We start from the raw sequence: 11,998 nt of genomic DNA on the forward strand, positions 1-11,998 counted from the left end.
GACGATAAAAAGGGGCGGTCAGACCGCCCCCTCGTTGTTACTTAATGATCAGCTTTTGTTGGTCTTACCGTAGTCATAGGCGTAGTAGTCATAGCCATAACCGTAGGCATTCGCGGCTTTGCGCACTACGGCGTTGAGGATCACACCTTTAATCTCAATACCGTTCTGGGCAAAGCGTTTGAAGCTGACGTCCACTTCTTTGGTGGTGTTGGCTTCGAAACGCGCCACCATCAGTGAGGTGCCGGCCAGCTTACCGATAATTGACGCATCGGTGACGGCCAGGATTGGCGGCGTATCGATTAACACCAGGTCGTAGTTCTTGCTCGCCCAATCCAGCAGCTCACCCATGCGACGATGCATCAGCAGCTCAGACGGGTTCGGCGGAACCTGACCACGTGGCAGGAAATCGAAACCGTACACGCCCTGCTGAATCAGCGCCGGGCTGAATTCGGTTTTACCGGACAGCACGTTGGACAGGCCAGATTTGTTATCCGCGCCCAGCAGTTCGTGGGTATAACCACGACGCATGTCACCATCGATGAACAGGACACGCTGGCCTGCTTTGGCAATCAGGGTGGCCAGGTTGGCACAGATAAAGGTTTTACCAATACCCGGGCTGGCACCGGTGATCATCAGTATGTTGTTTTTGGCTTCCATCATGGCGAAGTGCAGGCTGGTACGCAGGCTACGAATCGCTTCGATGGAGAGGTCAGTCGGATTACCCAGCGCCAGCAGCGTTTCGTGCGGATCGGTTTTCACCTTACTGCCACGACGCGCCAGTGCTTCGGTATCTTTCTTACGCTGCCAGTCAGACAGGGGAACGCTGGCATAGACATTCATGCCCAGCTCTTCCAGCTGATCCGGGTTCTCGATGCCGTGATGCAGCAGCGCTTTCAACAGAACCAGACCCACTGACACGAACAGACCCAGAATCAGGCTGGCGGCAATGATCAGCATCTTCTTCGGTGCAACCGGCGCGTTAGCCGTCTGCGCGTTGTCGATGATGCGGACATCACCTACGGTGCTGGCTTTACTGATGCCCAGCTCCTGCTGACGATTCAGCAGCTGCATGTAGATCTCCTGACCTGACTGAACGTCACGGGTCAGACGCAGGATTTCCTGCTGAGTCTGTGGCATGCCAGAAATTTTCTTGTTCAGCTGAGCCTGCTCACCTTCCAGCGTTTTGCGTTTTTCCAGCAGCGCGCGGTAAGTCGGGTGATCTTTGGTAAACAGCTGAGAAACTTCTGCTTCACGGAAGGTCAGTTCGTTCAGCTGACTCTGCACGCTGACAGAAGAGTCCAGGGCAGATTTTGCTTCCAGTGACAGGTCAACAGATTCGTTCTGACGACGGAAGGTGTTCAGCTTGTTCTCCGCTTCATCCAGCTTGCTGCGAACGGCAGGCAGCTGAGTGCGTAAGAACTCCAGGCTTTTCTCGGCCTGCTCTGACTTGCGTTCAACATTCTGTAACAGATAGTTGTTTACGATCTGGTTCAGCACTTTGCTGATCTGCTCCGGATCTTCACCCAGATATTCCAGACCCAGCACGCCGGTATCTTTACCTTTGTCTGCCACGGTCAGGTTAGAGAGCACAGAACGGATCGCCTGCAGGTCATTCAGCTTGGTCACGGTGAAGCTGGTGCCTTCATCGGCGTGAATCTCGCTCACCAGCATGCTGATGTCGCCGTGCGACTCCAGCTGGCCGACTTTACCTTTGAACAGCTCATCACCATCTTTAGAGACCGTGTAGCTATCCGGACCGTTCACTTCCAGTTCAACGTTACGTTTGTCGATAGTGCGTGGGATTTCCAGACGCGAAATCGCGATACTGGCCGGTTTGTTGCCCATCAGGCGCGACAGACCCTTGCCGATGACCGGGAAGTAGTTCTGCTCAACCACGGTATCCAGACCCAGATCGTCAACGGTTTTGCCGATGACCATACGGGATTCCAGAATCTCGATTTCCGTATCAGAGGCAGGCGTCGGTGGCAGAATGCTGTCAATTTCGTTCAGAACGGTGCTGGCATTCTTCTGCTCAACCTGAACTAACGCATCGGCGCTATAAATCGGTGTCGCAAATAGTGTGTAGAGTGTTCCCGCCAGCATGAAAAAAGCAGTAACGGCAACAATGATCCAGCGATGGTCAATTAGCTGTCCCACAAGATGCGCCAGATCCCATCCATTCGACTCCTCTCCCGGCGCGGTTCTGACCTTATTTTTTATATTCATGGATAATCCCAACTATCGGCTTAATACGTTGACCCATTTCTGGGTAGCGTTTTCCAGTAATCCGTAAATCTCTTCAAAGGCCTCACGGCTTTTTCGGTACGGATCCGCAATTTCTTTCTGATTGAGCCAGTGCCCAAGCAACATGGTTTTGCCACGTGCGGCGGGGTCGATGCGATTCACCTGTTCAATATGTCGCTTCTCCATGACCAGAATCAGGTCAGTGTTGCGGCACATTTCGGCCGTCAACTGCTGTGCCTGATGGCCTTCCAGCGACAGACCCTGCGCTTCGGCAACGGAAGATGCCATTTTGTCGGCCGGGTGGCCGACAAGGGCCCCCAGGCCGGCAGAGCGAACATCTAAATCGGGCAGCGCACGTTTAAACAGGCGCTCTCCGGTCGGAGAGCGGCAGATGTTGCCTACGCAAACGACTAACACGGACGTAATCATGGTCAGACCTTAGTTCGACCAGTTGCGGATACGCAGTGCGCTCTCGCTCACATCGTTGATACCCGCAATGGTTGGCAGTAATTGCGAGATCACACGGTTCCAGCGCGTCAGCGGCGTTGAGGTGACATAGACAATGTCATATGGCTGAAGCTGGAATTCGGTTCCCATCACCATGGATGCCGCATCTTTGGTGTTCAACTGATAGATGTTGGCAATCTTATTGCGATCGGTACCGCGCAGTGGACGGATAACGAAGACGCCGGTGGCGTCAGAGGTGGTTTGATCCATCCCGGCCGCGTTGCCCAGTGCTTCCGCCAGCGTCATGCCGCTACGGTCCATTTTCAGGGTCGCCTGCTGCTTCACTTCACCCATCACGAAGATTTTCAGATCATCGTTACGCGGAACATAAAGGATATCGCCCGGATAGAGGAGGTGGTTCTGGCTCAGGTCGCCATTCTGCATCAGTGCCTGCAGCGAGACGCGCTGTTCACGTCCGTTGTGTGTCAGCACGACGTTACGCCAGTCAGCATCCGCGGCCAGACCGCCAGCGGCGTTAATTGCGTCCAGAATCGTCAATGGCACGTTAGTGATTGGCTGCTGACCTGAGGTCGTTACCGAACCGGTGACATAGGTTTTCTGTGATTTGAACGAGGCGATGCTCACATCAACCTGTGGGCTTTCAATGTACTGTGCCAGGCGGCGTGCCACTTCGTTACGCACTTCGCCAACAGTACGGCCCGCTACACGTACACGGCCAATGTAGGGATAGAAGATAGTGCCGTCAGAATGCACCCAGTTACCGGTGTCGCTGGCGCTACGGTACTGACCCGCAGGCGTCGTCAGTTCCGGGTGATCCCAGACCGTCACGGTCAGGACATCGCCCACACCGATACGGTATTCGTAGTTCTGAATTTCGTTCTGCAGTGAAGGGTTCGCCTGAGCCACCAGAGGCTTAGGACGCATTTTCTCAACCAGTGAAGGCGTTAACGGGAAGACGTTGACATATTTATCGATGTCAAAGTTGCTATCCTGTTGCTCAATAACATCTTTTCCTGATGTAGAAAGACGAGAACCGGGTTCGACTGTACACCCGACAAGGAATGTGGCGGATACCAGCAAAGGTATCAATTTCATTTTGATTGTAATCATTTAGATCTTCGCTATCAGTTATTTATTGATAGAGGCGAAACCGCCGCTGTGTAAGCGTCCAACAAAAAGTAAATCCTGGCTGACTTAAGCCTTAAGCTCTGAACCTGTCGTTCATTATCCTTGCTCCACTTGTTATAAGTAGTGGCCATCAACCAGGGTGTACCCGAAACGCCTTGCATCATAGCGGACTATAGATGCACTGCGATATCCCTGATGATGGCCGCTATTAACGACACGCCTGACAACGGCACAACACCTCGGAGCGCGCGTGAGCACGCTCATTCCGACTCACGATTAATAGGCACCGTCGCGTTTCAACACCACGCCCACTGTTTTAAACAGAATGGCGATGTCATTCCACAGTGACCAGTTTTTCACGTACCACGAGTCGAAATAGACGCGGGTTTCATAGTCAACATCATTACGACCGCTGACCTGCCACAATCCCGTCATGCCTGGTTTAGCCATCAGGTAATAATCAACATCACCAGCATAACGACAGAGTTCATCTTCAATGACCGGACGAGGCCCGACCAGACTCATATCACCGCGCACCACATTCCAGAGCTGAGGTAACTCATCGAGGCTTGTTTTACGGATGAAGTGGCCCACTTTAGTAATACGTGGATCATTTTTGAGTTTGAAATCTTTATCCCATTCCGCACGCGCAATCGGATCGGTACGAAGCACTTCTTCCAGCACTTCTTTTGAATTAATCACCATCGAACGGAATTTCAGGCATTTGAATTTACGGCCATTCATGCCGACACGTTCGTGACCATAAATCGGGGGTCCGCCATCACGGCCAACCAGGAAGCCCAGCACCAGCAGCGCCGGCATCAGCATCAGAATAATCGACAGCGCACCGACGATATCAAAGGCTCGCTTCAGGAAACGCGAGGTGCGTTTTGCCAGGTTATTCTGAACCCGCAGGATCATCACTTCGTGGCTGAAGATATAGGCCATATCAGTACCGTAAAGCGGTACACCACGCAGCGTCGGGATGACAGAGACTGAACGGCAGTTGTGCATCGCCAGCGATTTCAGCCACACATCACGATACTGGCTCTGCTCATATTCTACTGCCACGATAAACTGGGTTTCGCTGTTCGTCAGGCTCCAGAGCTCCTGCTCGTCGCGCAGAACCGGCACACCGTTCATGATCTCCTGCGGACAGGTTCCGTCAACGTCATAGAAGGCGATGACGTCAAAACCCATAACCTCTTCGCTTTGCAGCGCCTGCCAGGCTTCGTGCGCATTTTTGCTGCTGCCGATAATAATGGTCTGTTTTTTCCACAAGCCATTTTTATTCAGCAGACGTTTAGCCAGCGCGCGGCAGGTCGGAATTAAAATCAGCGCCAGTACCCAGGTCAGTAGCCAGACGAAACGCGACATCTGCCATTGCGACAGCGCGGTAATCGACAGGTCGATAACAGAAAATATAAGAATGGTACGAAAAACTTCTTTTAATTCGAACCAGAAAGGTTTGCGGTATGTGTAGTGACGCAGCCTTACCCAGAACCAGCCAATACAAATTACCGACAGACAAATGTGTGTGGCAATTTTTAAATTCATTTCTTTTTCAGAAATATCTGCCAGCGGCGAACCTGACTGAACATTAATTAGCATCATCGCCACAAATAACGCTGCGTTGAAACAAATTAAATCTGAACATGCCAGCATTAATTTGGTAATAAGACTTTTAAACGTAAATTCTGTATCGCGCATATTTAACTCTTTATTTTATTTCCTTAAACCCGCAACGGCTATCGCCCGTTTAATCGTTAAGCGATAAAACCTTTCCAGACTGAGCCGTTTCTAAGGGGAGCTCCTGCGGCGTTTACGCCCGTGATCTTAACCATGACACCAATAATATTGTGATGAATACCAACAGATTACTCTGACTTTAATCACCGCCAGCATTGCTCATTTTATCAACGAAAAACGCGATTCAGGCACGCTACCGCCCTTGGCTGTCGCTGCCAATATCGCTGTCATCATTCATATTGCTCCCCGTAACAGGTAACCGTAACGCATCATACAAGTGTTCATAGATGAATTACTGATTCCTTACATTGCGATTAATGTAGAATCGGTACGCAAATTACGACTCTGGGGCAGAGTTTGCTAACTTGTTGCTATACTAGTTATTACTGGCTTGTTTACAAGCAGGTCCCGCCATCCCTGGACTATTTTAGGAAAAAGACTACCAGCAATTAGTATTGATGCCTGACAGGCAGTGCAATCCTTTCTGTACAATTCGGATTAATGCCATACTCGCGTTGAGATAAATCGCATAAGCCCGGCAGGTGAATATCGCTTTGCCGTGACAAAATGACTCAGAATAGTCTCCCCTGAACCCTGCGAATTTAATCAAAGCGTCACACTGTTATGTTCAGATTTTGCACAATATATCGGGCTGTGCCGGTTATCACCCCCCTGCCCTGCCATTTGTACGCGGCTTCGCACTCCACTATCATCAGAGAAAACCCAATTTAAGACATTCAGGTGAACAAGGCATGCTGGAGGTAATTGCAGATCCCTCGCTATGGGCGGGATTAGTAACGCTAATCGTTCTGGAACTGGTTTTAGGCATCGACAATCTGATCTTCATTGCCATCCTGGTTGAGAAGCTTCCCGGCCCCCTTCGCGACCGCGCGCGCGTCATCGGACTGCTGCTGGCGTTAGTGTGCCGCTTATTGCTGCTGGCTTCGCTTTCCTGGCTGGTTACGCTGAAAGAACCCTGGGTTACTCTGGGGGGCCACCCCTTCAGTGCGCGCGACTTACTGCTGCTGTCAGGCGGGATTTTCCTGCTATTTAAAGCCACAACAGAGTTGAATGCGCGCCTTGAAGGCCATGATGAAGATGCCGGTCAACAAAAAGGCGGCGCTAAATTCTGGCCGGTGGTGGCGCAAATCGTGGTGCTGGATGCTATCTTCTCGCTGGATGCGGTGATTACCGCCGTCGGCATGGTGAATGAATTGCCGGTCATGATGATTGCGGTCACCATCGCCATTCTGCTGATGCTGCTTGCCAGCAAGCCGCTGACCCGCTTTGTGAATAACCACCCTACGATTGTCATCCTCTGTTTAAGCTTCCTGCTGATGATTGGCTTCAGCCTGGTGGCGGAAGGCTTTGGCTTTGTCATTCCTAAAGGCTATCTCTATGCGGCTATCGGCTTCTCGGTCATCATTGAGGCACTGAACCAGCTGGCTCACTTCAATCGTCGGCGTGTGCTGTCAGCGGGTCGCCCGCTGCGCCAGCGCACGGCGGAAGCGGTGTTACGCATGCTGCGGGGTGCAGCGGAACCGGCGGAACTGGATGCGAAAACGTCGTCAATGATTGCTGACAGCGACGCCAGCATGTTGTTCAACCGCCAGGAACGGGTGATGATTGCCCGGGTGCTGGGTATGGGCCAGCGCCACGTCAACAGCATCATGACCTCGCGCCATGACGTCGACCATATCGACCTCAGTGACGATCCGGCAGAGATCATGTCACGCCTCGACCGCAATCAGCACACGCGCATCCTGATAACGGACAACTCCAGCGAACCGCTGGGCGTGGTGCACGTTATTGATCTGCTGCACCAGTCGCTGCACCATAATTCGCTCGATTTGCGCGCCCTGATTCGGCAGCCGCTGGTCTTTCCTGAACGTCTCACGCTGCTGCAGGCGCTGGAACAGTTCCGGCAGGCCCATACTCACTTTGCTTTTGTGGTGGATGAGTTTGGTTCAGTAGAGGGCGTGGTAACCCTGAGCGATGTGATGGAAACCATCGCGGGCAATCTGCCGAATGAGGCGGGAGAGATTGATGCCCGCTACGATATTCAGATCCAGGGTGAAGGCCACTGGATTGCCAACGGCCATATGCCGCTGGAAGATCTGGCGCTCTATGTGAAACTGCCGCTGGACGAGCAGCGTGACTATCATACGCTGGCCGGTTTACTGATGGATAAGCTGCAGCATATCCCTCAGGAAGGGGAAGTGTTGCAGCTGGGTGATTATCTGCTGAGAACCCTGCAGGTGGAAAATCATCGGGTTCAGAAAGTCGAAATTCTGCTGCAGCCTGATAGCGATTACGAGGTTTAACCCGTCACCCGGTTTGACAGCATGCGCCCGCTACGGGCGCATGATTTTCTTCAGGTTCTCTTTGTTCTCGCCCTCTTTCTGACGATCGATCCACTGATTCAGCCGGGACTTCGCTTCACTCTGGAGACGGTCTCGCAGCACGGCATCCACCGGCAGGGAATATTGCAGACTGTTCCAGTCACCATACATACGCAGCGGAACCGGCTGACTGGAGAGTGTCTTCACCAGCGCATCGTCGCCACGCCAGCCGCTGATTTTCAGTCCCAGCGTAACGTCCAGCTGTTGCTGCACCATGTCGACTTTACCTGCGCCCTGCAGGCCCAGATTCTGACCATTGCCATTGATATCGCTGAAGCTTAGTACCCCTTTATTCAGCGCGACCTGACCACTGATCGACTCAATGCCTTCATCGACGGCGTCCTGGCTGCTGACTTTATCACTGACCCGAGCCACGGCACGCTGCACCATCTGCTGCAGATTAAGCTGTGCCAGCTTCAGGTTACTGGCGCTGATGGTCGCCCTGCCCTGCCAGCTTCGTTTTGCCGCCTCAACCGTCAGCGTATTGCCCGACAGCTCGCCGTCAAGACTCAGGTTTCCCTGCAGGCTTTCCGGCAGTTCAAACGCTTTAAGCAGTGGCTGAATGGCAATCAATCGGAGTTGAGGTTTCAGGCTGACCTGCGTTTCCGGCTGACGAATATCGATGCTGCCGGGAACCGAGAAGCTGCCATTGCCCAGTTTGCCGCTGAGCGTGTTCAGCGTCATCAGCCCCTGCTGATTGCTGGCGTTTACCGCAAGGCTGGTCAGGGTGAGGCCGCGCCATACCACACTGTCCGCCTGTAATTTCAGCGCCAGGTTCAGGTCATTCAGTGGAGAGTCGGCGTTGCTGCGCTCCCGTGGTGCCGCAATCACCGGCGAACGGGCCACAGTGGCATGCTGCACGCCAGGCGTTTCAGAGACCGGCGTGCTGGTGAGTAAATTATCCAGATTCAGCGTGCTGGCTTTCAGATCCAGCGCAAGCTGCTGTGGCGGAATAGTCTGTCCGCTGCCCTGCCCGGTCAGCGTACTGTCGTTGGCGGTGAGCTGCAGATTGCTGAAGGAGAACTGCTGGCGGTCGCCATTCCATTCGCCCTGCAGGCTCAGTGACCCTTTAATTCCCTGAACCGGGATATCGGCACCGGAAAGCGTGTAATCAAGCTGCTGCAGCTGGCCACTGAGACGATGAGGATATTGCGCGGCATCGAGTTGGCCTTTGAGATTCAGGGTCGCGTTGCGCTGATTGCGCATCAGGCTGGTGCTCAGCGACAGGGTCGCCAGCTTGTTCGCGTCCTGTTCCATATTGATGTTGAGGTCGCGGAAATTATATTCGTCTCCGCCCGGCTGCTGCCAGATAAGCAGACTGTCGGCTACCCGCAGCTTAGCAATATCAAATGACCAGCCGCTGGACGCCGGGGCTGGCTCCGCATCGCGCGGACCCTGGGGCGCATTTTTAGCACGCTGCGCGCTGCTCTCTGGCGTGACCCGCACGATCGCATTTTTCAGCAGCACCTGACTGACGCTGAGCTGGTGGGATAAGAGTGGCCAGAGATCGACATCAAGCCGCATATTTTCTGCCGAGACCAGCGGCTGGCTGGCACCCGGCGCGGTGAGGCTCATCCGCCCTGCCAGGATACTGAGCTGAGGCCAGACGTGCCAGCGCAAATCGCTGCTGACTGCAAGGCGATAACCACTGCGTTGTTCGACCTGTTGCACCATATAGGCACGAAAGTCGTTGGGATTGACCAGCAGCACCAGCGCGCTCATTCCCGTTACGACCACCACTAACAGGATGGCCAGCGTGGTTATCACTCTTTTCATTACATCCTCAAATCAGTCTTTATCGATACGGCTGGCATCAGCGCCCTGCTGACCGCGATATTTTGCATCTTCACGCCGGTTGTAGGGGCGTGCAGCCGGGCCTGAAAGTGGTTCAAAACTCAGCGCGCCGATTAACATGCCGGGACGCAGCGCCAGCGGCAGTTTACCTGAATTGTAGAACTCCAGCACGATACGACCCTGCCAGCCTGGATCAATACGGTGAGCCGTCACGTGAACCATCAGCCCGAGGCGCGCCAGCGATGAGCGGCCATCCAGCCAGCCCACCAGATCGTCAGGCAGTGTTACAGACTCCAGCGTCACCGCCAGCGCCAGTTCACCCGGATGGAGGAAAAAGGCTTCGCCATCAGGCAGCACGATCTCATCGCTCATCACCCGGTCCAGTGCCGCGCTCACTTCCTGTTTCGGGCCGCTCAGGTCGATAAAAGCCGCGGTATGACCGCTGAAAGTACGGAACTGATTACCCAGACGCACATCGACCGTGGCACCATTGATGCGCTCGACCGGCGGACGTGGCTCAATGGCCAGTTTGCCAGTGTCCAGCCAGGCTTCAATATCGCGATCGCATAATCTCATTGCGGTAACTCCATGACATAAGTGTAGCAAACCGGCATGCGTGCCTGCCGCCGGTCTGCACCACGTCCGGACGGACGTGCGTTATTCAAAAAACTGGTTGATTTTCGCCTTGAGGATATCGATGGCGATACGGTTTTTTCCGCCGCGCGGCACAATAATATCGGCGTACTGTTTTGATGGCTCGATAAACTGCAGGAACATCGGACGCACGGTCTTCTGATACTGGCTCATTACCGAATCCATTGAACGGCCACGCTCGTTGACGTCACGTTTCATGCGGCGCATCAGACAGATGTCGAGCGGCGTGTCTACGAAGATAGAGAAGTTGAGTTCCTGACGCAGACGGGCGTCAGTCAACAGCAGAATGCCTTCAAGAATAATGACCTTTTTGGCCTTCAGGTGATGCGTCTGCTGGGTGCGGGTGTGTTCAACATAGCTGTAAACCGGCAGCTCAATATCCTGGCCGGCTTTCACCGCCTGCAGATGCTGCAACAGCAAATCATGATCCATCGCACTTGGATGGTCATAATTGGTTTTAACCCTCTCTTCCATGGTGAGGTGACTTTGATCTTTGTAATAAGCATCTTCCGGGATCACCCCGATGTGCTCGTCACCTACCTGATCACGGATTTCACGATAGAGCGTGCTGGCAATTAAACTTTTACCGGATGCGGAAGCGCCGGCAATGCCTACAATCACGCACTGATGAGACTTGTCAGTCATACTATTTTAGGACCTGATAACTGGAGCCTGCCACTGGTCACACATTACGCGGGCAGCGGACGGGCCGAAATGGAGAGGGTGTGTTCGCGCTAAGTATAGGGATTTCGGCCTTTTGATGCCACAAAAATGGCGTCGGCGACTTTTCAGACTTTCTCCTTTGGACGCCACTCATTTCACCGATAAACTAACGTCACACCATACTATAAATAAAATGGCCTGCGCGGCGCGCTGTTCTGACGACGCGCGCCGCAAACGTTTCGACCGAATGATGCATCAGGAGTGGTATGCACTGGAAGACTTTGACCTATTTTGGCGACAGCATGCTGTTGATTCCGACAGCGGTGATTATTGCGCTGATTTTGCCGTGGAAGAGTGACAATCGTCTTACGGTCTTTTACTGGATTGTGGCCTTTGGCCTGGCTGGCCTGACCGTCAGCCTCTCGAAAATTCTGTTTCTGGGATTTGGCATTGGCAGCGCCCGGTTTAATTTCACCGGTTTCAGCGGTCACAGCGCCATGTCCGCGACGCTATGGCCGGTCATGTTATGGCTGATTTCCGGACGCTGGAAAGCCATATGGCGTATCGCGGCGATTGGCGTCGGTTACCTGATCCCACTGATGGTCGGTTTCTCCCGTCTGGTGATCCACGCTCACTCTAAAAGTGAGGTCGCTACCGGTCTGCTGCTGGGCTTTACGCTGAGCACCGCGTTTCTGATTACGCAGCGTCGCACCTCATTAAAAGGCTTCAGCTGGCCGCAGGTGGGTGCTGCGCTATTAGTGCCGTTTGTATTGATGAGTCACGGTCGCGTCGCGACGACGCAGCAGTTTCTGGAGCGCTTCTCCGCCAGCCTCGCGGGCCTGGAGAAACCCTATACCCGCGCCGATCTTTTCCGCCAGTAATCAATACGCTGGCAA

At 53.6% G+C, this 11,998-nt stretch carries 9 protein-coding genes; 2 read left to right on the forward strand and 7 right to left on the reverse strand.

All coding sequences use genetic code 11. From position 1 onward, the window contains the following. Positions 1–48: 48 nt before the first annotated feature. From wzc to wbaP, 4 genes are all read right to left on the reverse strand, one after another. On the reverse strand, positions 49–2,226 hold the full coding sequence (gene wzc, locus AC6I8C_RS12450; protein ID WP_497822660.1) for a tyrosine-protein kinase Wzc: 2,178 nt from the start codon (positions 2,224–2,226) through the stop codon (positions 49–51). 12 nt (positions 2,227–2,238) lie between these two features. Further along, positions 2,239–2,673, reverse strand: a complete 435-nt coding sequence (locus AC6I8C_RS12455; protein WP_013358465.1) for an arsenate reductase/protein-tyrosine-phosphatase family protein — start codon at positions 2,671–2,673, stop codon at positions 2,239–2,241. Positions 2,674–2,682: 9 nt separating this feature from the next. Further along, positions 2,683–3,822, reverse strand: a complete 1,140-nt coding sequence (locus AC6I8C_RS12460) for a polysaccharide export protein (RefSeq protein ID WP_013358466.1) — start codon at positions 3,820–3,822, stop codon at positions 2,683–2,685. A gap of 294 nt (positions 3,823–4,116) precedes the next feature. Further along, entirely contained in the window at positions 4,117–5,550 is a 1,434-nt protein-coding gene (gene wbaP, locus AC6I8C_RS12465) for an undecaprenyl-phosphate galactose phosphotransferase WbaP (protein WP_033733245.1), read from the reverse strand. 791 nt (positions 5,551–6,341) lie between these two features. Here wbaP and AC6I8C_RS12470 point away from each other — a divergent pair. Continuing rightward, complete coding sequence (locus AC6I8C_RS12470; RefSeq protein WP_497822661.1) at positions 6,342–7,913, forward strand: TerC family protein; 1,572 nt, start codon at positions 6,342–6,344, stop codon at positions 7,911–7,913. A 30-nt stretch (positions 7,914–7,943) separates the two neighbouring features. On the opposite strand, the gene asmA is transcribed toward AC6I8C_RS12470, so the two are convergent. The 3 genes from asmA to udk form a co-directional block, all read right to left on the reverse strand. After that, positions 7,944–9,767, reverse strand: coding sequence for an outer membrane assembly protein AsmA (gene asmA / locus AC6I8C_RS12475; RefSeq protein WP_497822662.1), 1,824 nt, complete (start codon positions 9,765–9,767; stop codon positions 7,944–7,946). Positions 9,768–9,779: 12 nt separating this feature from the next. Beyond that, the gene (gene dcd, locus AC6I8C_RS12480) at positions 9,780–10,361 is read right to left on the reverse strand and encodes a dCTP deaminase (protein ID WP_013358470.1); all 582 of its coding nucleotides are present in this window, start codon (positions 10,359–10,361) and stop codon (positions 9,780–9,782) included. 81 nt (positions 10,362–10,442) lie between these two features. Beyond that, a complete protein-coding gene (udk, locus tag AC6I8C_RS12485; RefSeq protein WP_013358471.1) occupies positions 10,443–11,084 on the reverse strand; it encodes a uridine kinase in 642 nt (213 codons plus the stop codon). 284 nt (positions 11,085–11,368) lie between these two features. Between udk and AC6I8C_RS12490 the strand changes: the two genes are divergently transcribed. Continuing rightward, complete coding sequence (locus AC6I8C_RS12490) at positions 11,369–11,983, forward strand: phosphatase PAP2 family protein (RefSeq protein ID WP_497822663.1); 615 nt, start codon at positions 11,369–11,371, stop codon at positions 11,981–11,983. The last annotated feature ends 15 nt before the right edge of the window (positions 11,984–11,998 follow it).

It is taken from the genome of Pantoea sp. X-Soil-YNGN-844, assembly GCF_059730595.1.

What these genes read in the sequence shown, in the direction of transcription:
- wzc (WP_497822660.1), bottom strand. Translation starts at nt 2,226, where the DNA reads ATGAATATAAAAAATAAGGTCAGAACCGCGCCGGGAGAGGAGTCGAAT.
- AC6I8C_RS12455 (WP_013358465.1), bottom strand. Translation starts at nt 2,673, where the DNA reads ATGATTACGTCCGTGTTAGTCGTTTGCGTAGGCAACATCTGCCGCTCT.
- AC6I8C_RS12460 (WP_013358466.1), bottom strand. Translation starts at nt 3,822, where the DNA reads ATGATTACAATCAAAATGAAATTGATACCTTTGCTGGTATCCGCCACA.
- wbaP (WP_033733245.1), bottom strand. Translation starts at nt 5,550, where the DNA reads ATGCGCGATACAGAATTTACGTTTAAAAGTCTTATTACCAAATTAATG.
- AC6I8C_RS12470 (WP_497822661.1), top strand. Translation starts at nt 6,342, where the DNA reads ATGCTGGAGGTAATTGCAGATCCCTCGCTATGGGCGGGATTAGTAACG.
- asmA (WP_497822662.1), bottom strand. Translation starts at nt 9,767, where the DNA reads ATGAAAAGAGTGATAACCACGCTGGCCATCCTGTTAGTGGTGGTCGTA.
- dcd (WP_013358470.1), bottom strand. Translation starts at nt 10,361, where the DNA reads ATGAGATTATGCGATCGCGATATTGAAGCCTGGCTGGACACTGGCAAA.
- udk (WP_013358471.1), bottom strand. Translation starts at nt 11,084, where the DNA reads ATGACTGACAAGTCTCATCAGTGCGTGATTGTAGGCATTGCCGGCGCT.
- AC6I8C_RS12490 (WP_497822663.1), top strand. Translation starts at nt 11,369, where the DNA reads ATGCACTGGAAGACTTTGACCTATTTTGGCGACAGCATGCTGTTGATT.